The following is a 20,866-nucleotide window of genomic DNA, read 5'->3' as shown; positions in this document are numbered from 1 at the left end:
AAACAATACCATTGAGGTGGATTATAGTGATGAAAAAAATAATACTTATTGCATTTTTAATCATTTTTTTAGAAGATGTTAGTGCACAAACCTATAACCAGATTGAAATATTTGACATAAGCAAGGAAGAAGTCATCAAAAATGTGCTGATGAATACAGACATACAAAGGGATGCAGAGTCTTTTCTTAAGGGAATAACAGGGTTATATGTTAGGATTGATCCAATTCCAAGAGAAGGATATTTAGTTAAAGTCCCTTTAGAGCCCAGTGTATTGGTAAAAAACCAATGGATAAATGAGCTAGTTGATGAAGTCATCATTATATTTACTACTCGAGAAGCTCCCTATTTATTGATATTTGATAATGAAAATAGACCTCTCTTTTTTACATTTAGAGGGGATACAGAATCATTTTTAGAAAAATTAAATTTTACTCCTTAGATCTCCAGCTGTATGAAGTCTCTGTGTGGACTATAAATGGGAACCTGGTTTACCTTCTAGCAGACATAAAAACAGCTCCCCTTTAAGTAGTCGAATTTTTATAATACCTAACTACCTAAAAGGGAGCATATTGTTTGAGCATCATGACCAATAAATTTATGCTTCTTTAATTTTATTGCGGCGAAAAGGAAATCGATTTGAAATTCCCCGTAAATGATAAACGATATTTGCTGATGTACATGCAACAGAATGTTTACTTGCTCTCAAAGGTTTTGATATGAGCGAGCGACTGAAAATACTTTTCTGAAGATGCTCTACGGAGTAACCCTTCTTGGCTAAAGCTTCTTCAAATTCTTTTTGGGCAGCTTGTTTGGCCTTAAATAACATCATTTGGATTCTGCTATATACATTAATGGCCCCATCTCCCGTCGTTTCAATGGGAAGAAAAATCGCTTCAGGATAAATCTCCGTAATGAGTGATTGAACTCCATCAGAAACACCAGAAGAAGGCATGCAACCAAATGGCTTAACAGAAACCGTCATATTTACTTTCCTTTTTTTCACATTAAGAATGAGTTTGCCTACTTCCATATGTCCTTCCCCACCCCTTAAGTGATTGTTATAATGTGTGTCAGCCACTTTAGCGATTTCATCCATATGAGGTAAGTGATACCCACGAAGCCCAATCACTCTAGCATAGGTGTAGAACATTCCACGTACGACACGATCTGCCAACCCTAAGATGAATAAACGTTTTAAAGGATTCTTACCTTTTAAGCCTTTACTTCCGGAATCCGCTTCACGTAAATTCATCCGCTTTCGAGTATCATACTGTCCTTCCCAAATCAGAAACAAGATCCATGCCGTGACAGACTGCACTTCTACTTCAGCACCCTCACTTTCAAGAAATTTTTGCAGTTGATAGTTGCCTTCTCCTTCGGTTGTCATCGCCCAAAACTCTCCAATAATACTTACTTTTGGTTTTACTCGAGTTCGGTCAACTTTCACTGCTTGAAGTTCTTTACGACATCGGTATAAAGCAGGCATAAGTTGTTTACGTTCACTGAAAGCTTTAAATAAATGTTGTTTGCAGCGTTCAAGTGCAGCATTGGTCGAACCCTCCTCTACTTCATATGGACGGATACGATACCCTAATGCATTCAAAATATCTCCAATCAATACAGCCTTTAAAAAGGTAAGGAAAAATGAACTATCTAGTTTGAGAGCAGACTCTTCACCTGTTGCTTGTTTTAAGCCACTCTGCTGCTGAAAGAGCAAGACTCGAAATCCATCAAACCCTGCATCCCTGAGCGCCTTTCGATATTCTGTTACATAGGTACCAAAACGGCAAGGTCCACAGGAACCGCTTGTAATGAATAGATACTGACTTACAATTTGTTCCTTCGATTTTCCTTCAACATCTCGAAGATGAGTAAGATATTTGATCAGATTCCCAACAGTAAAATATGTTGGATTACATTGCCCACGATTTCCATATTCCTTGCCAAAACGCAGAGATTCTGAATCTGGACAATCCATGTGTTTAACATGATATCCTAATCCTTTAAGCGCTCCCTCCATTAAGTAGTCATGCGCCATGGTAAGACCACCGAATAGAATCGTTGTTGAATCTTTATCTTTTGCAAAAAATTGGCGGGGAACTGGATCAAACCATTGTGCTTTTGATTGATTCAAACCCAATTTTTCTTCTTGTTCAGTCTGATACCGGTTTAATTCTTTTTGAAAATAATAATCTGGCTGATAACTCTCCTTGACAACTTCTCGTTTTTTTGACTTACGCACTTTCAAATCAACTCCTTCTTGTTTATTCAGATATCGCTTTTTTCTCTGAACTCGATTGCTGCAGTAATTCGCAGCGCTTTTGTTCAATCAGTTGCTGTAATTGCAACTTCTTTTGTGCTAAATCTTCAATCCGTTCCTCATGAAGTCCTAGACTATGAGCATAAGTTTTAACTCTGATCTTAATGGAACCACTCGGCTTATTCGCATCGATATCATGAAGGGCGGAATAAGGAGTGTTAGCCGTTGAAATGACCGAGTCGATCAGTCCATAGGTAGGGGCATCATGTCCACATTTAAAGTTGGAAAGATCCAATACCGCTACATTCGGATGTCTAGCTGAGAACTTAGCAGCCCAAACCTTCTGAACACTATTTGAGCTGAAATTTTCAGGCCATACATCGGTCACTTCCAAAGCATGATTCACTCTCCCGCTTTCTAAATCATCTTTAAAAAATCTTTGTAACCATGCCTCATCTTTCGGAATGGATCGCATCGATAAAATCGGATAACCTAACACCTGAAATTCATCCAATATACTGTGGTTAAGTCCTGGGTCTGAATGATAAGGACGTCCGATCATAAGAATGGCAATGCGGTTTTCCTGCTCCACTTGCTCCAGGATAAGCTTCCCTTTTTCTTGCATTTCATGATCAAAAAGAGTCATTGCCTTCCATGCTTCATCTACAGCAAAATCACTCTCATCCTCAGTGATTTGTAAGAACTCATGAAACGCCTCAAATAGTTGTTTTTTCAGCATATTCTGTTCCGTAAACGTCACCGCTGGATCAAAATAAATGATCCCCCTCTCCTTAAAAAAGTCAGTTTCTTTCGTAAAAGCAGCTTTAATCACATTTGGTGCTCCAGCGACAATCGGACAGCTTGATGAATCCATCACATTCTGTAGATGAGTTGGAATATGAGTAATACATGGGAAAACAATTGCATCCAAAGCTTTGCGCTCATGATGTTTAAACAACAAATTATGAATATGCGCTTGTGCTACTTTTGACGGGTAACAAGGGTCTATGGATCCGTACTTTCCGCCTTCCTGCCACATTTCCTCACTTGTATTATTACTGAATACAATATTTTTCTGATCAATGCCTAGCGTTTCAAAATAAGTTCTCCAAAACGGAGCTGTAGACCAAATATTCAACACTTTCGGGATGCCGATACGCAACTGTTTGCGTCTTTCACTCGCCTCCATAGAAGAACGTTGGAACTGACGACTAAATTTTCTTTGTTTTATTCCAAGACCTAAGATACCCGGTTTGATTTTGACATCCTCAACGGCTTGATCTGACGCGGGCATGGGAGCTGGATCATAGAAATGTCTATACATTTGTTTTGCTTCATAATCTACAAGATTCGGATATTGTTTTTTCTGTTGATTGCGCCCTTGAGTCAGTTTAATCAGCGCTTCCTTGTTTTCTACCGTCCCTTTCTCACAGCTAAAACCTGAAATATAACGAGCTGTCTGTCCATCAGGGGTTGTGGAATCAATAAACGTGCGACTACAGTTATTTGGGCAAAAATTACAGCGGGTTGATTCATCATTGCGAGATGAATAACTTAACCCGATTGCTGCATCAAGCCCAAGAAAAGTGGAATATCCTCTTCGCTTTACTACACGAAGGGTTTCCATGGCAGCTCCAATGGCTCCAGCTTCACCTGTATGAGGGTGAACATATACCTCAGCATCTGGAACCCGCTCTTTAATATAATCCACTTGTGCTTTTAAGGCTGCCAGATTATGTTGTGTCCCTCCCTGTAACACAAACTTACGACCAAGTTCCGCCATACGCGGAATTTGAACTACATACTGCCAGACGTTTTTCGGGAGTACTAAAGCAAGCCCAGCCAACAGCTCTTCCTTTGCATAGCCTTCTTTCTGAAAATTCACCCGGTCAGAGTCAAGAAATACTGCACAACCATAGGAAAATTTCGGGCTCAGGTCAGCTTTAAATGCGGTTTCAGCATACTCCTGAACAGGAATCCCAAACTGATCAGCCATGGCCTGTAACAACATTCCGTTCCCAGCTGAACACTGGTTTGACAAACGGAAGTTACGAATATCTCCGTTTTTTAGAAAAAGGACTTTGATGTCTTGTCCCCCTATATCACAAATCACATCAATGTCCCCAAAAAAATGAACTGCACTCATCATATGAGCAACCGTTTCTACAATATTGACATCCGCTTTTAATGTTTTTTCCAAGACATCAGCAGCATACCCAGTAGCACCAAAACCGATAATTTCCAAACTGGCACCCGATGCATGAACTTTTTCATGAATACGACCGAGAAGCTCCTTTGTATCTTGAATTGGATTCCCTTTAGAAAGTTGATATTCCTTAAGAAGAATCTTTCCATTTTCATCGACTACTACTGCCTTTGATGAAGTAGAACCCCCATCTAGCCCAATGACAGCCTTAATTGTATCCCCATATTCAAAAGATGCAGGATTAAATTTAGGAATACTATACTGACGACGAAATTCTTCCAACTCCTCTGCGCTTTTTACTAATGGGGCACCGGCTTTTTCACCCAGTTTTGCCTTACGTCCATGAGTAATAAATTTCTTTAGCTCTTCTAAGCCCTTATAACGTCCAACTTCACTCGATTCATGAAGCCCATAAATGACGGAACCGTATGCAGCATAATACTGAGCATTTTCCGGAACAAAAATCAGTTCATCAATGGGTATATCTTTCGGATAATTGTATCCTCTTTGTTCCCACGATTCAGGAATTCGCTTTCGCCAACATTGCTGAAGAAAAGGCAAATAGGTGTTTGGCCCTCCTAACAAAAGGACTTTATGACGTAATGTATTTCCACGGGTCAGTACTGAAAGATTCTGCATCACGATTGCATCTGCCAAAGAACACATGATTTCTGATGAAGGAATGCTGCTTTTCACGAGGTTTACGATATCCGTTTCTGCAAAAACCCCACATTTCGCTGCAACATGATGTAATTTGCTGTCATCAAAATCAAGCTTAGCAACCTCTGATTCCGGCATGCCTACTTTAATGACACACTTATCAATCGTAGCACCCGTACCAGAGGCACATTTATCATTCATGGAAGTAATGGCCTGTTTGTCACCTGTCTCTTCATTTTCTTTAAAAATAATGATCTTTGCATCTTGTCCTCCTAGTTCAACTACACTCCCTACATCAGGATGCAATTCTTCAACGGACATGGTAACCGCATTTACTTCTTGAACAAACTTGGCACCGATATGCTTGGCAATCGGACCACCACCAGATCCGGTAATAAACACTCGAATTTTTTCTTTTTCTACTTGTGAAAATTCATTTCCAATACGAACCAAGAAATCTAAAACATTCTCAGCTTGTTTCGTATTGTGGCGTTGATAATCAGACCATAGAATTTCTTTTGTATTTGGATTTACTACCGTTGCTTTTACAGTGGTAGATCCAACATCAATCCCAATCATTATATTTTCCAATTCAGCTTACCTCTCAACTATTTGGTTTTTTTAAAAAGCATATTGAATATAGAGTTTATGTTTTTCAAAAATTCTAGATATTATTACCAATATATAAAAAAATTATAAAATCATAGTTATAGCTCAACGATATTGTGAGGAGATAGCAGAATATTTTAAATACAATTTTCTGGATGATATTCATATAAGTGGCGATAATAGATAAAAACTTACCATTTAAACATTATCTATAAATCAACATTAACCATAAAGGGAATTTTAGGATCAAGACAAAAACATAACATTTTTTGTGAGGATTTCATTATGTATATTATTACTTTATTGTTTCAACTAGTTATTGTATTAAATATGTTTTTTATACTTATTGTTATATTTCGGGAAAGACGAGATGTAGGTTCTTCATGGGCTTGGTTACTGGTGTTATTATTTATTCCTTTACTCGGATTTATATTGTATCTTCTTTTCGGACAAAACCTTAGGCGTTACCACCTCTTTCAATGGGAGGACCGTAAAAAGATTAAAAGTGAAAAAATGTTAGGGACTCAATTAATGCAAATTCGAAATCATCAATTCCAATTTCATAATCAAGCTACTAAAGATAGTGAAGATTTAGTATACATGCATTTAATTCATGGAGTTGTTTTAACTGAAGATAATTCGGTTGAATTGTTTACGGATGGTCAAGAAAAGTTCGACATGTTATTTAAAGATCTCCAAGGGGCAAAAGACCATATTCATCTACAGTACTATATCATTAAGAACGATCAGCTCGGTAAAAAACTCATTGAAGTTTTAGCAAAAAAAGCAAAAGAAGGGGTTAAAGTACGGGTTTTATATGACGATTTAGGCTCAAGAAGATTAACCAAACGATTTTTCAAAAAACTTCGAGATTCTGGTGGTATAGTGGAAGCTTTTTTTCCTTCTAAATTTCGTCTCATCAATCTGCGGCTAAATTATCGAAATCATCGTAAGTTAGTTATTATTGACGGAAAAATAGGTTATGTTGGTGGCTTTAACATTGGCAACGAATATCTTGGGAAAAATCAAAAGTTTGGATATTGGCGAGATACACATTTAAGGATACAGGGTACAGCCGTGCATTCGAAACAAACTCGTTTTATTCTTGATTGGAATCAAGCATCCCACTCACAGAATATTACCTATAGTCCAGAATACTTTCCAGAGCCCACTTTTCAAGGGAATATCGGAATTCAAATCGTTTCAAGTGGTCCTGATTCTGAATGGGAACATATTAAAAATGGATTTATTAAAATGATTCAATTAGCAAAAAAATCCGTGTTCATTCAAACACCTTATTTTATTCCAGACACTAGTTTATTGGATTCGCTTCGCATTGCATGTTTTTCTGGTGTTAAGGTTAAAATTATGATTCCTAATAAACCAGATCACATTTGTGTGTATTGGGCGACTCTTTCCTATATTGGTGAATTACTAAAAGCTGGTGCAACGGTCTATATATACGATGATGGTTTTATACATGCTAAAACTCTTATTATCGATGAAAAAATATCATCCGTTGGAACAGCGAATATAGATGTAAGAAGTTTCAAATTAGATTTTGAGGTAAATGCTTTTCTATATGATGAGGGATTTGCTCAAAGACTGACAGAAACATTTCAAAAGGATATAAAAGTATCTCGAGAACTTACACTTGACGAGTATGCTAAATTTCCATTATGGATAAGATTTAAAGAATCAATAGCCAGATTAGTTTCTCCTCTCTTATAGATGAAAATCAGTTCAAGTTGTTTATTTTCCTTTTTAATCCCTTAGCACTTGTTCCTCGACCAACAATTGAACCATTTGTTGTTTAATTCGTCTTGGCTTGTCGTCCTAGAAACTCTAATAGATTTATTAATAGGTAGAAGTAGTTTTTTTAATAGCATGAGTTACTTGTCTATACATTAGTAATCTATCAAGCATATAATACTATATCTGCAATGATAGGAGGTGTTTTAATGAGAAAAAGAAAAAGTAAAAGAAAAATGTTATCAACAGGAGTATTAAATGTGACTGAAGATACGGTAAATGCACACTTAGAGCTAGTGAATCTAAATTCAAAAAAATCAGAGACAGTTCGATTTCAAGTCATAGATTGGGTACCCTCACCACCTGTAGTCCTCTTCGATCAGGAGGTTGATTTATCTCCAGGTGAAACAGTAGAGTTTGATGATACTTTAAATACAGTTCACTATGAAATAAGGATCAAACATCCAGGTAGTAAGAACGTCATCGTGAATACTTTTGCAGCAGATGCTGATGGATTTACAGTGTGTGGTCTTACCCTTACTCAAGATCAGTTAATGAAAATATGTGCACCATTAATAGAAGACACAGAATGTTAAAAATTCAAGTCTTAAAGGGGAGTTCAAAAGAGTAATTATAAGGCATAAAAAGCTTCTATCACACACACCCCGTGAAGAAGCTTTTTAATCTAAAATGCATCAGTTCTCGATGCATTTCCTTAAACAGTCAATAGATTCTACCTTATTTAGTAATGGAAATAGCTCAGATACTTTTAAATACCCGCCAACATAGTTTTGGTCATAGCTTGTTAAATAAAAAGATAGTGAAATATCATTGTGTAGTATCACTGTAACCCACCGATTGATACAATGTTTTGCTTCTTCTTCGTTCGTTATAACCTTTCCTTGGCATGTCATTGATTTATAAGCATTGTGAGAGACAAAACCTTCTACTTGACTCATATTAAAGGATTTAAGAAAAGCAGTAATCACAGTCCCGTCAATTAATTTAATTTTAATCCAATTGTTCATACAACTTAAAATTTGATAAGGATTTACCCTCAAAGGGGGGGGAGCTGATCCAACCAAATGTGAATAATGGACTTGTATAGGTTGCCAACTGCCATAAACATTTTGTATATCCAACCCCACCATACCATTAAAATGGTCAATATTTCTTACGTATGCTCGCACATTCCCGTAACTAGGAATGTAGGTCCAAATTGTTTGCCCTACATAAACTTTATTATTTATAGGAGATAAATAGTCAGTTGTTTGATGTCTATAAGAATACATATTTTTATTATTGTGATTTATACGATTTGTCCCATTGTTTCTCATGATCAAGTCACTTCTTCCTTGATATGTTTTTACAATGGCAGTATATGCTCTAACTAGGCAAGAGTGCATTTATTTTCACATAAAAAGCTATCAATAGTCAAAACTATCAATAGCTTTAATTATGAAAAATTTAAAATTATCTTGCTCCTCTAAATCTCTGTGAATAATCCTTAGCTTGCTGAGCAGTAAATACTCGATTTCGACTCCAATCTAATAAAATCCGATCAATGTATCTAAAGTGAACTTTGCCTGCAAAAACTGCTTCTTTTAAAGCGGCCAAAATAAGTTCCTCTTTATATTGATCCTGATCAATCCAACCAGATATCGTTTCAAGTTCCATGGGTGATAAAGGTCTGGCAAATTCTTTTTCAAATACCGAAAATAGATTGGATTCATCTTGTGATTCAATTTTATTATGATCTAATTCATCTGAATCCGACATCAAAATATCATCTACATAACAATCAATTAACTTTTCATTCAAAGCTTCCAAATTATATCGTTCAGACTGCATGCCTGAAACAGGATCAATTTGATCATCTATATTTAAAATCCCGTCCTTCATCATTTTTTGCATGAAGTAAATCACTTGATCGGGAGAGACACTCATTCTGAATTGAATTTCCTCTAATGTTGGGAAATCTTTGTGATCTTTTTCCTTAAAAGAAAGGATATGAATGATCATCATCACTTCCACTTCAGAAAGGTTAAGTTTTTTATAATATTTTAATAGCAAGTTAGGAACAGATACAGTTCCTTCTTTTATACCTAACTGAATTCCTTTTGATATCTGAGAGATGTCAAAATTGTTATTCATTCCATCATGCCTCCTCTTTGATTTTATCTTTTGTTCAAAAAGGAGGTTATTCCATACTTTTTGAACATTCACTTATGGATACATACGATATAACAAACGTGGGAATGGAATCGTTTCACGAACGTGCTCTAATCCACAAATCCAAGCCACTGTTCTTTCCAAACCTAAACCAAAACCAGAATGAGGAACTGAGCCATATGTTCTTAAATCCATATACCACTGATAGGCTTCCTCTGATAATTTATGCTCAACAAATCGCTGCTCCATTAATTGTTCATCATCAATTCTTTGACTACCTCCAATGATTTCACCATATCCTTCAGGGGCAATAAGATCCGCACATAAAACGACTTCTGGACGTTCTGGATCAGGTTTCATATAAAATGATTTTAATTCTGTTGGATAATGTGTAATAAACACAGGTTTATCATAGTGTTCAGCTATGGCTGTTTCATGTGGAGCTCCAAAATCCTCTCCCCATTTAATCTCAAAATCTTTTTCCTGTAAAAATTGAATTGCTTCATCGTATGTAATACGAGGGAAGTCCCCTGTAACTTGTTCAAGTTTACTTAAATCTCTCTTTAAAAACTTAAGCTCTTTCTGACAATTTTTCAGTACAGATTCTACAATGTGTGAAATGAATTGTTGCTGAATTTGTAAGCTTTCTTCATGTTCTACAAATGCCATCTCGGGTTCAATCATCCAAAATTCGATTAAATGTCTACGTGTTTTGGATTTTTCTGCTCTGAATGTTGGACCAAAGGAATAAACACGCCCTAATGCCATTGCAGCTGCTTCCATATAAAGTTGTCCACTCTGTGAAAGAAAAGCATCTTCTTCAAAATATTTTGTATGGAATAATTCTGTCGTTCCTTCACATGAAGAAGGTGTAAGAATTGGTGCATCCACCATTGTGAACCCCTTTTCATTAAAAAACTGATGTACGGCTCTAATAATTTCATTTCTAATCACTAAAATAGCACGTTGTCTAGGAGCACGCATCCATAAATGGCGATGATCCATTAAAAAGTCAACTCCATGTTCCTTCGGAGTAATCGGATAATCTTTTGTTAGATGAATCACTTTTACACCAGTTAAAGTTAACTCAAATCCGGAAGGACTTCTCTCTTCTTCTCTTACAATTCCTGTCGCATATAAAGAGCTTTCTTGAGTTAACTCTTTAGCTGCTAACCAGATCTCTTCTTCAACTTCTTGTTTAACCATGACACCTTGGATAAAACCAGTACCATCTCTTAATTGTAAAAATTGAATTTTTCCACTTGATCTTTTATTATGAACCCAACATCCGATTGTAACTTCTTGTCCTACATATTGTCCAACTTCACGAACCAAACATTTACTACTCATATCATCACCCTTTTAGATCGATTTTAATTGAAAGCTTTACTTGCCCCTATTTACTTTATAAGTTTATAAGTATCTCTAGCAATAACTAATTCTTCATTTGTAGGTATCACTAAAACCTCTACTTTTGAATGTTTAGATGAAATTCTACGTTCCTCAGAAGACCTAGTCTCATTCATATTATCATCTATTTCAATACCAAAAAAGGTCAATTGTTCACAAATTCTTTTTCTTAATGTAACTGAGTTTTCACCAACTCCTGCTGTGAATACAAGTACATCCATACCATCCATTGCAGCTGCATAAGAGCCAATATATTTTCTCAATCGATATTCATACATATCGAAAGCAAGTTTAGCATTAGCATCTCCTTCATTCATGTCCTCTTCAATTTCTCTCATATCACTCGTATGTCCTGAAATAGCCATCAGCCCACTATGTTTATTTAACATGGAATTGACTTCTGATATTCTTAAATCTACTTTCCCCATAATATAAGGTACAACTGCAGGATCTAAATCTCCACTTCGTGTACCCATCATTAACCCTTCTAATGGAGTCATCCCCATACTAGTGTCAAAAGATTTACCCTCTTTTATAGCTGTACAACTTACTCCATTTCCTATATGACAGGTGACGATTTTAAGATCTTCCAAGTTTTTTCCTAAAAATTCTGCAGCTCTTTGACTTACATAATCATGTGAAGTTCCATGAAATCCATATCGTCTGATTTTGTATTTCTTATATAGTGCCTTAGGTATTGGATAAAGATAAGAAGATGCGGGCATGGTCTGATGAAATGCGGTATCAAACACAACTACTTGAGGAATGTTTGGCATTGTAATCTCAACTGCTTGAATCCCCATCATATGAGCAGGATTATGCAATGGAGCTAAATCAAACAACTTTTTAATTTCTTGTTTCACTTCTTGTGTTACGATGACAGAGTTAGAAAAACTCTCTCCTCCATGCACTACACGATGACCCACCGCTTCAATTTCATCAACAGATGTTATTATACCATGTTCTTGATGAACTAATATTTGTACTACTTTTTTTATTGCTGTTGTATGATCTAATATCTCACTTACTTCTGTTACTTCTTGTTTACCCTCAGGTTCATGCGTCAATATTGACGATTCAAAACCGATTCTTTCTACTCTTCCCTTTGCAAGTACAGATTCATCTTCCATGTTATACAGTTGGTATTTTAAAGATGAACTTCCTGCATTGATCACTAATACTTTCATATCCGATCACCATCCACATCATATCTAAAAAATCCCTCACCTGTTTTCACTCCAAGATTACCAGCTCTCACCATCTTTTTCAATAAATAAGATGGACGATATTTCAAATCTCCAAATTCACGGAATAAACGGTCCAACGCCGCCAATACAGCATCCAATCCAAATCGATCACACATTTCAAGCGGGCCGTAACGGAAATCGTAACCCAGTCTCATTGCTGTATCAATATCCTCTGCTGAAGCGACACCTTCCTCTAAAGTATGAAGTGCTTCATTAATTAATAAACAGATCAGTCGGGAAGTAACAAACCCTGGAGATTCATAAACCATAATCCCTTTTTTCTCTATCGTTTCTTGTACAAATTTCAAAGTAGTTAGAAAGGTTTCTTCTGATGTTCTTAACCCTCTTATAATTTCTACTAAGTCGATTTCAGCAACAGGGTGTAGAAAATGCAGTCCAATTACTCTTTCAGGATGTTTTGTTTTACTTGCCAGTTCCGTTAAACTTAATGTTGAAGTATTACTAGCTAAAATAACATCAGGGGAACAAATTTCATCTAACATTTCAAATACTTTTTTCTTTTCACGTAAATTTTCAGTAATCGTTTCTATAATCATTTCACATTCAGAAAGCTTATGTACATTAGTAATTTTTTCTATTCTAGATAGAGTCAATTTTTTCTCAGCTTCCGTTATTGCCCATTTTTCCAATTGTTTATCTAAGCTGATTTCAATACTATTCCATGATTGTTCTAACTTTTCTTCTGTTTTTTCTACAAGGTACACTTCGAGCCCTTTTTTGGAAAGCATTTCTGCAATGCCTTGACCCATCGTGCCTGCCCCTACAACACCTATTTTTTTAAACATGAAAATCACCTTTTTATCTATAAATTTATGAAAATAACTTGTTAAACAATTACATGTAAATTAATTTTCCCTAAAAGATCATAACAAATGTAACATTCATTTTCATCAATTACACAAAATGTTCACAGGTACTGATTAAACTTATGTTTAATTATACTAAAAAGACGATGTTCAACATAGTTGTTCACCGTCCTCATCCTAAAAAAATTATCACTAGTTTTTACTTCTTTAAATCGTGAAGCTGAACTGCAATTTGTGAGCCCACTTTAGCATTGTTTTTCACAAGTGCTATATTAGTCACTAAACTTTGACCTTTTGTTAATTCCTTTACCTTGTCTAATAAAAATGGTGTTGTTTCTTTGCCAGAAATGTGATTATCTTTAGCTTCTAATAAAGCCTGATGGATAATTTGATCTATAAATTCCGGTGAAAGTTCAGCTTCATCTGGAACTGGGTTAGCAATGACAATTCCACCGTCTAATCCTAACCCCCATTTCGTATCTATCATCTGTGCAACTTCACTTGGGGAGTCCACTTGATAATCTACCTCAAATGCACTTGTACGTGAATAAAATGCAGGCAATGTTTTGGTTCCATATCCTAAAACAGGTACACCATGTGTTTCTAAATATTCTAATGTTAAACCAATATCCAAAATAGATTTTGCTCCAGCACATACGACTGCTACGTTCGTTTTAGCAAGTTCCTGTAAATCTGCTGAAATATCCATCGTTGTTTCAGCTTCACGATGCACACCCCCAATTCCTCCTGTTACAAATACTTCTATATTAGCTAAATGTGCACAAATCATCGTAGCCGCAACCGTCGTAGCACCATTTTTCTTTTTCATTAATAAATAAGGTAAATCTCTGCGACTTGCTTTTTCAATCTCATCACTTTTTGCTAAAAACTCAATTTCATCTTCCGTTAATCCTATTTTTATTTTTCCATTGATGATGGCAATTGTAGCAGGGACAGCCCCATGATCACGAATAATCTGTTCCACTACTTTCGCTGTTTCAACATTTTGCGGATAAGGCATTCCATGAGAGATAATTGTAGATTCTAAAGCAACTATAGGTTTATTATTATTTCGGGCTGCTAAAACTTCGTTTGAATATTGTATGAATGACTCAAGTTTCATGTTGATCTTCCCCTTCAAAATAAGTTATATAATTTTCATGTAACATTTTTTTGTTTAATCCAGAATGTACTGTTTCATTCGTTTGTAAAGTCATTACTGAACAAGACATCCCATATTTACAAGCCGTTTGTATATCTTCACCTAGAAGCGTGGCATAAACTATTCCTGCTATTAGTGAATCCCCAGCACCTGTAACATCTTTAACATGGATTTTTGGAGGATGAATATGCTTTGCCTCTCCTCTGCCAGTAGCATAAAATAACCCTTGTTCTCCGAGTGTGATCACTACATTTTCTATTCCCTTTGTTATCATTAAATTTGCTGCTTTTTTATAGTTGTTTTTCTCATTTAAAGGGATGCCTGTTAAAGTTTCAGCTTCGTCTCTGTTTAAAATCAACCAAGTCACTCCTGTACAATCCTTAGGAATCTTATTGATCTTAGGGGATGACACAGAAGCTATACAAACTGGGATGTTTTTGATATAACTTTGTTTTATAGTATGTTCAATGACATCTGGAGGTAAATTCGTATCCATTAATATTAAATCTGAACCAGCAATACGCCCCCATCTTTTTTGTACATGAGATACTTCCATTTGATCGATAATAGACATTTCAGATAAAGCAATGACCATTTCACCATCAGAATTAATAACTGCTGTATAATCTCCAGTATTGCTGTTTGGAACTTTATAAATTAAACTCATATCGATATAAGGTTTGCTTTTTTCTAATAACCACTCACCTTCAACATCATCTCCTACAAGTGATAAAAGCGAAACAGAATTTTCTAATCTACCGAGGTTTTCTGCAATGTTTCGTGCCACTCCCCCAGTTGATTTGTAAGATGTAACTGGATTTGATGTTCCAAATTGTGCTGATCCTATCACTTTCGCTTTTCGATCTACATTTGCTCCACCTATACAAGTAATATGTTTTTCCTTAGGTAAAATGTATGCCCGTCCTACAAGTTTTCCCTTTTTGGTAAGAGTGGAAATATAGTTTGCTACAGCTGGTCTAGATAGTTCCAAAATCTCTGCTAGTTCGTTTTGAGTAATAAAGGGATTTTCTTGGATTAAATGAAGGATGCGCTGCTCTTTTACATTCATAGTTTCACCGCCCTCATCATTATTTATATGATACTTGTTTATATTATAAACTTTTGTTTAGATCATGGCAACGGAAGGGATAATTTGGAATTATTCCATTCACCATGAACATTTTAATAAATTTTAAAAGCCTACTCCTTGTTCATCAGGGAGTAGACTTTTATATTAAAACTTTTTAACTAGATAATTTGTTAATTGCATTTTCCATCTGCTCATCTATATCTTCACCCTGATACAAATAAAAGATAGTGACATTATTGATTTCATGTGTATATTTGTCTACATCAATCTCTGCTGAACCTAACTTCTCTTTAAACTCATCCATTCCTTTATTTCGTTCTTCCTCATTTTCAAAAATATAAATGGATAGTTCATTATCCTGAACAGCATAGACGTTAGGAGTAACACCATTTAGTTCTAATTGAAAAATACTTCTGGAATTTCTCTCCGCCTCTTTAAATTTAATTCCTTCTTCCATAAGAGTAGTTGTCACATCATCTAAAGTTAGTTCTTCTTTCATATTGTTATTGTTGTTTGTACAACTAATTAAAATCAAGATTAATAAAATATTCAAAACATAAAAACACAGTTTCATTTTATTCATATTTCACACTCCTGTAGATGATTTATAAGTTAGTTCATTTAGCTTTCCCATTTTTTGAGAAAATAATAAAGTCATCTATAAGTGTACACTAGGGGATTATGGTTAAGATTTTTAAAATAGTTTAGATAATACAATATTTCGAGTATTTGAATCACTAAAATCAAAATCTCCATCTATCAAAACTACTTTATTACTTTTTAATATTAAAATCGTCCCTGTATTATCCAAAAACACTACATCATCAGCATTCCAATCCGTTGGATTTGTTATTATTAACTTCTCATCATGTTCTTCGATAATTCCATCAAAAATAATTTTAGCAAAATAAGAATTAATAGCTTGGTAATGTTCTGTACGTATTGATCCCTTTTTACTTATTTCATAATAATCATAATGAGTTGGTACTAATGGACTATTACCATTGTCAAAATTTCTATGAAGGACTACATTATTGCCATCATAAAAATCATCTAGTTTCATAACTTCGTATCCTTGAGGTAGTTCCCTTTCTTTAGTTATAAAAACACTTGCATTTATAATCCCAAAGATCATAATTACTACACCTATTGTTACTATTAGAATCGTACTCACAGCTACAAAAATTATACTTTTCTTATTATTTAATCCATTATTTTTAACATACTTTCTTAAAAACAGGCCTCCAAAAACACCAATTAATGGAATAAACAACATAATGATCCCTGTTATGGGAGTAGAAATAACATCTCCTATTATAGATATAAAGTATATAAGAAAAATAAATAGAAATGAAAAGTAAAACCATGTTCCCCTTATTTTTGCAATTTTTATGTTTGGCTTTGGAAGAGGAATCCCTCTTTTTACAGCCTTTCTAGTTCTAAAGACCCATATACTCATCAATAATATGATTATGAGATTGAAGAAAATAATATATGGGAGTAAAACTGTATTTGTAACACCAATAAAAGTAAGCAATTCTGTATATTCAATTTGAAATGGATTAAGAGAATCTGAAGCAAATATCAAAAGGTAAAAAAGTAGTAATAAGGTAAATGGCAGCAACTCATTTTTTACTATTTTAGACTCTGCAATTTTTTGTTCAATTACCTTATCCGTTTGAATTGGTATTGGTGTAGAGGTATCTGAGGGTGCAAAGAAAATTTGTAATTGATAATAATCGTCAACAAAGATCCAACCTGATTCCTCACAAAGATCACGGTAGTTAATCAACTCTTGGTTATTATCAGCACTTAATACAGATCCTGGGAAAACATCTACATAGAACTTTATACTTTGTGGTTCAATCGCTTTAAACTGAGCTGTATATCTACCGACTTTTTGTAACATCCAACCCTTTTCCGCCATTTTTTCTAGGTATTCATTCACTGCTTTATAATCAAATAGCAGAAATCCCCAAAATACTTTTTTCGTATTCTTACTCATTTTTTCTCACCCTTTTTATTTAAATATGCCTTCCCATCAAGTACTAATCTATTAAGCCTTACATATTCATCGTTTAATATCCCTAAACCTTTTTCAGTTAATGAATAGATCTTTCTTCTGCCATCTTCTGCAACTTGAACAATCAGATGCTCCTTTTCAAATCGAGAAAGAAGTGCATAAAGTGTTCCTGCTCCAATCTTTACTCGTCCATTTGTAATTTTATCTACTTGTTGCATGATCCCGTAACCATGCTGCTCTGTTGTTAATGCAAGGAGGATATAATACATCGGTTCTGTTAAGTTTTTTAATTGCTCTCTTGCCACAACTTCACCTCATAACTAAATGCTTACTATATCGATATCTAATATATCTAATATCGATATAGTATCACAAACTTTCTATCGAGTCAATTACAAATAAACTATATGTTGCATTACTCCAAAACCCAATGAAAAAAGGACTATAGGATACTTATAGCCCTAAAATTATTTTAATAATGCTACATCACTCAAACTCATCCATCATATTCGCTAAACGAATAACGGAAACAGAGACTTCCGCCAATGATACCGATGCCTGTGGACGAAATTGATCATTTTGATTCTTTGTTAATAAACCTAAAGCGTTTGCTATAGCAACATGCCCTAAATATTCTTCTGAAATTTGTTCAGTATCTGCAAAATCAATAACATATAGATTTATTTGCTGAGCCAACTTTTGCAAACCTAATGCACGAACGTACCAATATGCTAATTTTTCTCTAGTTAAAATTTCATCTACAGCAAAAGAATTTACTTGAGCATTAATAATTTCTTGAAAAGCGGCTCTCTCTACGATATGAAAATCATCATGCTCTGCATTAATATTTGAGAAGGTTTGAGAGATAACTTCTGCATCACTAATATCATAAGAATCATTAATTGATTTTATGAGTATATTCAAGCCTTCTCCAACAGATAATGATTTATATGGATCAATTATTTCGTTTTCATCAAAAGAAATAATTTTTTTCATAATCAGATGATTGATTTCTTTTTTTGCCCATGGATGTTCTATTTCAACATTAGGCGACAATTGGTCTGATACGTAACTTCGAAGTACCCATTCTCCCTGAATAGCATCATAAAAACTATATTCATCAGGAGCAAAACTTATATTATAATAAGGAATGTAATTTTTTTCTCCTCCGGTTTTATAATCCGGACTCACATCGTAAATTAAATCTAATCTCATATTCTTTTTAAATTCGGGTATCACTTTTTCTAGAGATAATGCATCTTCTGGATTTGGCCACTGACTAGGCTGATAATCATTTACATTCAACCTTAATAAAGTTCCATCTGTTTTACTCACAGAAACATCTGCACCATTTCCTTCAATTCTTATACCGTTTTTATACTGTGGAAAATGAAAAACATATTCTGTTCCTTCTCCAAATCTCAAATAAGTTTGATTCAAGTTACTTCCATTTTCATAATAAACCAATTCATGAGTTTTGGCGGGTGCATATTTTTTTATATATTCGATAGCTTTAGCTGAAGCTTCATTCAAGGTGATCATACTATTTTGTTCAGAAGAGGAAATTTGATTTCTATAATCAGTTTTATAAAAACTTAATACATCCCCAGTTTCTTTATCAAAACTCACACTAGACCCTGTGCCTGAATTTCCAAAATAATACATATAATTCACTTCATAAGTTGAGAGACCTGAACGTCCCTCTTCGTTCACACTTTGTATTACAAGCTCAACACCCTCGTCTACAGGGGATAACAATTCTATAGCCAATTTTTCAGCATCTTCTTTAGAAAAGTTAGTATTTTGTGGAGGAGAGTCACTGATGAATTTGTATTTTAGATTTGGCTTAAGATCATTTGTTAAGTCACCATTTAATAAATAAGAACCATCTTCCGCATAAACTTTATCAAAATTAGGATTTAAACCATAGGCTAGATATGCTTGGATTTCATCGTTCCGATAATCCCAATCTATTAAATAGACCAATTCAAGATTGATGTCTTTTTCAACTTGTTCTTTTATCGTTTCTAAAGATGAAATGTTGCTTATATCTTCAAATGTTTCACTGCTGCTACTGTTTCTATTATAATACCTAGTAATGTCACCATCACTTAGAACAGTAATACTTCCCTGTTGATCATGTATTGGTATACCCTTTTCTTTTGCAATAATAGAAAAGCGATATTCGATTGGTTCTGTTAACGGTGACGTATTCCCAAATTGAAAAGAGTCATTTTTAAATTCAACGTTTGTTAATTGAATCGTATTTAAAAATTCTCTAGCAATCTCTTTTGCTTGATCACGCTCCACCTTTGGCGGAAAAAGAGCATCTTGATTCATTCTCAAATCTTCCGCATCATAATAATAACTTATTAGTTGCATGGACTCATCAAATTGGAAATCTCCATATATACTTTTATTTTCACTAAACCTTTTATAAAACGATATCCTATACCCTTCTTCATCATTTAAAGTTTCCAACTCAAATTCTTCATCATGAATGAAATCAAATTGGTTTGGAAATAATTCTCTTATTATACTCACAAGTTCATTTCTTGACATATCATGTTTACTTGATGTATTACTATTTGAAGTTATATTACTGATTCCGATTGGTGTTGTGCCTATTTCAATGAAAGTTGTTTTAGTCATTTTCTCTGCACTAACACTTGACATAAAACTGCTTATAAATAATACGGATGTTAAAAACAAAACTACTATTTTCTTTTTCATTTGCAATCTTTATCCTCCTTTTTAAAATTTTGTTCTAGAAGTCAACAACTTATTTATTAATTAAATCACTGAATCAGCTCTTTCTACTAATAATACAAATATGATCTTATTCATATGAAGCATTTTTGATATTTATAAATGCTAAAAGTATAAAAAAGCCACTATCAAGGTGTAACACCTTAATAATGGCTTTTTATTACTTTTGGCCTATTTCCCAAAAACCGCTTTTTTGTGATAGTTCTTTTATAATCTCCCTAGCTTTATCAGGCTCAAATGGCATAATACAAAATGCTGTTTTATATCTAACATAATCATTTGAATGATCTAATAACTTTTTAAATTCATCCACATATTCAGAACCATTTACATATTCTCTAATTTTATAAATATTAGCTCTTTCTATGATGGTTTGATTAAAATCTCCAATTTCTAATGCTTCCCCATATCTAACTGATGCGTCAACAAATTCATCTATTAACTCTTGTGGTGTGTCCATTTTCATCACCTCATACAATCTTTTTTAATTCAGTTCTTTCTTTTTATGATTCAATTGCTTAAAGTATTCATCATTAAATTATAATTATACTATTAAAAACTCAACTATATGTATAAATCTTACAAAATCCAATAAGGATCGTAAATAGGAAATTCGTTTCATAATTTTCATAAAACATAATAAAACCATCCACAATGAGTAATATTAATCATGAGGAT

Annotated in this window: 17 protein-coding genes; 3 read left to right on the top strand and 14 right to left on the bottom strand. The window is 34.3% G+C overall.

The genetic code is table 11. The features are described 5' to 3' along the window. Positions 1-29: 29 nt before the first annotated feature. On the top strand, positions 30-440 hold the full coding sequence (locus ERL59_RS16520; RefSeq protein WP_160647336.1) for a hypothetical protein: 411 nt from the start codon (positions 30-32) through the stop codon (positions 438-440). 156 nt (positions 441-596) lie between these two features. Here the strand turns inward: ERL59_RS16520 and ERL59_RS16515 are convergent, their stop codons facing one another. Continuing rightward, a complete protein-coding gene (locus ERL59_RS16515) occupies positions 597-2,243 on the bottom strand; it encodes a 2-hydroxyglutaryl-CoA dehydratase (RefSeq protein ID WP_160647335.1) in 1,647 nt (548 codons plus the stop codon). A 22-nt stretch (positions 2,244-2,265) separates the two neighbouring features. After that, positions 2,266-5,706 (bottom strand): BadF/BadG/BcrA/BcrD ATPase family protein, encoded by a 3,441-nt coding sequence (locus ERL59_RS16510; RefSeq protein ID WP_160647376.1) that lies wholly within the window; start codon positions 5,704-5,706, stop codon positions 2,266-2,268. Between the two features lie 315 nt (positions 5,707-6,021). Between ERL59_RS16510 and cls the strand changes: the two genes are divergently transcribed. Both cls and ERL59_RS16500 read left to right on the top strand, forming a co-directional pair. Beyond that, positions 6,022-7,467 carry a cardiolipin synthase gene (gene cls / locus ERL59_RS16505; protein ID WP_160647334.1) on the top strand — a complete coding sequence of 482 codons (1,446 nt, stop codon included), beginning with the start codon at positions 6,022-6,024 and terminating at the stop codon, positions 7,465-7,467. Positions 7,468-7,697: 230 nt separating this feature from the next. Next, a complete protein-coding gene (locus tag ERL59_RS16500) occupies positions 7,698-8,084 on the top strand; it encodes a hypothetical protein (protein WP_160647333.1) in 387 nt (128 codons plus the stop codon). 99 nt (positions 8,085-8,183) lie between these two features. On the opposite strand, the gene ERL59_RS16495 is transcribed toward ERL59_RS16500, so the two are convergent. The 12 genes from ERL59_RS16495 to ERL59_RS16440 all read right to left on the bottom strand — a co-directional run bounded on the left by ERL59_RS16495 (position 8,184) and on the right by ERL59_RS16440 (position 20,648). Beyond that, positions 8,184-8,831 (bottom strand): hypothetical protein, encoded by a 648-nt coding sequence (locus tag ERL59_RS16495; RefSeq protein WP_160647332.1) that lies wholly within the window; start codon positions 8,829-8,831, stop codon positions 8,184-8,186. Between the two features lie 130 nt (positions 8,832-8,961). Next, positions 8,962-9,642, bottom strand: coding sequence for a DnaD domain-containing protein (locus tag ERL59_RS16490; RefSeq protein ID WP_160647331.1), 681 nt, complete (start codon positions 9,640-9,642; stop codon positions 8,962-8,964). Positions 9,643-9,714: 72 nt separating this feature from the next. Beyond that, on the bottom strand, positions 9,715-11,010 hold the full coding sequence (gene asnS, locus ERL59_RS16485) for an asparagine--tRNA ligase (protein ID WP_160647330.1): 1,296 nt from the start codon (positions 11,008-11,010) through the stop codon (positions 9,715-9,717). Between the two features lie 50 nt (positions 11,011-11,060). Next, the gene (locus ERL59_RS16480) at positions 11,061-12,257 is read right to left on the bottom strand and encodes an acetate/propionate family kinase (protein ID WP_160647329.1); all 1,197 of its coding nucleotides are present in this window, start codon (positions 12,255-12,257) and stop codon (positions 11,061-11,063) included. Further along, complete coding sequence (locus ERL59_RS16475; protein WP_160647328.1) at positions 12,254-13,123, bottom strand: 3-hydroxyacyl-CoA dehydrogenase family protein; 870 nt, start codon at positions 13,121-13,123, stop codon at positions 12,254-12,256. Before ERL59_RS16475 ends, ERL59_RS16480 begins: the two co-directional genes overlap by 4 nt. Before the next feature lie 220 nt (positions 13,124-13,343). Next, positions 13,344-14,267 carry a pseudouridine-5'-phosphate glycosidase gene (locus ERL59_RS16470; protein WP_160647327.1) on the bottom strand — a complete coding sequence of 308 codons (924 nt, stop codon included), beginning with the start codon at positions 14,265-14,267 and terminating at the stop codon, positions 13,344-13,346. Further along, positions 14,257-15,375 carry a carbohydrate kinase gene (locus ERL59_RS16465; protein WP_160647326.1) on the bottom strand — a complete coding sequence of 373 codons (1,119 nt, stop codon included), beginning with the start codon at positions 15,373-15,375 and terminating at the stop codon, positions 14,257-14,259. Before ERL59_RS16465 ends, ERL59_RS16470 begins: the two co-directional genes overlap by 11 nt. A 175-nt stretch (positions 15,376-15,550) precedes the next feature. Further along, positions 15,551-15,979 (bottom strand): hypothetical protein, encoded by a 429-nt coding sequence (locus ERL59_RS16460; RefSeq protein ID WP_160647325.1) that lies wholly within the window; start codon positions 15,977-15,979, stop codon positions 15,551-15,553. Between the two features lie 111 nt (positions 15,980-16,090). Then, complete coding sequence (locus ERL59_RS16455) at positions 16,091-17,401, bottom strand: DUF2812 domain-containing protein (RefSeq protein WP_160647324.1); 1,311 nt, start codon at positions 17,399-17,401, stop codon at positions 16,091-16,093. Next, positions 17,398-17,724: a PadR family transcriptional regulator gene (locus ERL59_RS16450; protein WP_160647323.1), complete on the bottom strand. Its 327-nt coding sequence runs from the start codon at positions 17,722-17,724 to the stop codon at positions 17,398-17,400. Before ERL59_RS16450 ends, ERL59_RS16455 begins: the two co-directional genes overlap by 4 nt. 181 nt (positions 17,725-17,905) lie before the next feature. Next, positions 17,906-20,152: a YcdB/YcdC domain-containing protein gene (locus ERL59_RS16445; protein WP_160647322.1), complete on the bottom strand. Its 2,247-nt coding sequence runs from the start codon at positions 20,150-20,152 to the stop codon at positions 17,906-17,908. 196 nt (positions 20,153-20,348) lie between these two features. Beyond that, positions 20,349-20,648 carry a hypothetical protein gene (locus ERL59_RS16440; RefSeq protein ID WP_160647321.1) on the bottom strand — a complete coding sequence of 100 codons (300 nt, stop codon included), beginning with the start codon at positions 20,646-20,648 and terminating at the stop codon, positions 20,349-20,351. Positions 20,649-20,866 lie beyond the last annotated feature (218 nt).

This window comes from Chengkuizengella marina (assembly GCF_009910845.1).
Classification (GTDB): domain Bacteria; phylum Bacillota; class Bacilli; order Paenibacillales; family KCTC-33759; genus Chengkuizengella; species Chengkuizengella marina.
The sequence above is the reverse complement of the archived record's forward strand: the minus strand, read 5'-3'. Positions and strand labels throughout refer to the sequence as shown.

Bases quoted from the DNA above. Each gene is read 5' to 3' on its own strand.
- ERL59_RS16520 (WP_160647336.1), top strand. From the start codon at position 30: ATGAAAAAAATAATACTTATTGCATTTTTAATCATTTTTTTAGAAGAT.
- ERL59_RS16510 (WP_160647376.1), bottom strand. From the start codon at position 5,706: ATGATTGGGATTGATGTTGGATCTACCACTGTAAAAGCAACGGTAGTA.
- cls (WP_160647334.1), top strand. From the start codon at position 6,022: ATGTATATTATTACTTTATTGTTTCAACTAGTTATTGTATTAAATATG.
- ERL59_RS16500 (WP_160647333.1), top strand. From the start codon at position 7,698: ATGAGAAAAAGAAAAAGTAAAAGAAAAATGTTATCAACAGGAGTATTA.
- ERL59_RS16490 (WP_160647331.1), bottom strand. From the start codon at position 9,642: ATGAATAACAATTTTGACATCTCTCAGATATCAAAAGGAATTCAGTTA.
- asnS (WP_160647330.1), bottom strand. From the start codon at position 11,010: ATGAGTAGTAAATGTTTGGTTCGTGAAGTTGGACAATATGTAGGACAA.
- ERL59_RS16480 (WP_160647329.1), bottom strand. From the start codon at position 12,257: ATGAAAGTATTAGTGATCAATGCAGGAAGTTCATCTTTAAAATACCAA.
- ERL59_RS16475 (WP_160647328.1), bottom strand. From the start codon at position 13,123: ATGTTTAAAAAAATAGGTGTTGTAGGGGCAGGCACGATGGGTCAAGGC.
- ERL59_RS16470 (WP_160647327.1), bottom strand. From the start codon at position 14,267: ATGAAACTTGAGTCATTCATACAATATTCAAACGAAGTTTTAGCAGCC.
- ERL59_RS16465 (WP_160647326.1), bottom strand. From the start codon at position 15,375: ATGAATGTAAAAGAGCAGCGCATCCTTCATTTAATCCAAGAAAATCCC.
- ERL59_RS16460 (WP_160647325.1), bottom strand. From the start codon at position 15,979: ATGAATAAAATGAAACTGTGTTTTTATGTTTTGAATATTTTATTAATC.
- ERL59_RS16455 (WP_160647324.1), bottom strand. From the start codon at position 17,401: ATGAGTAAGAATACGAAAAAAGTATTTTGGGGATTTCTGCTATTTGAT.
- ERL59_RS16445 (WP_160647322.1), bottom strand. From the start codon at position 20,152: ATGAAAAAGAAAATAGTAGTTTTGTTTTTAACATCCGTATTATTTATA.
- ERL59_RS16440 (WP_160647321.1), bottom strand. From the start codon at position 20,648: ATGGACACACCACAAGAGTTAATAGATGAATTTGTTGACGCATCAGTT.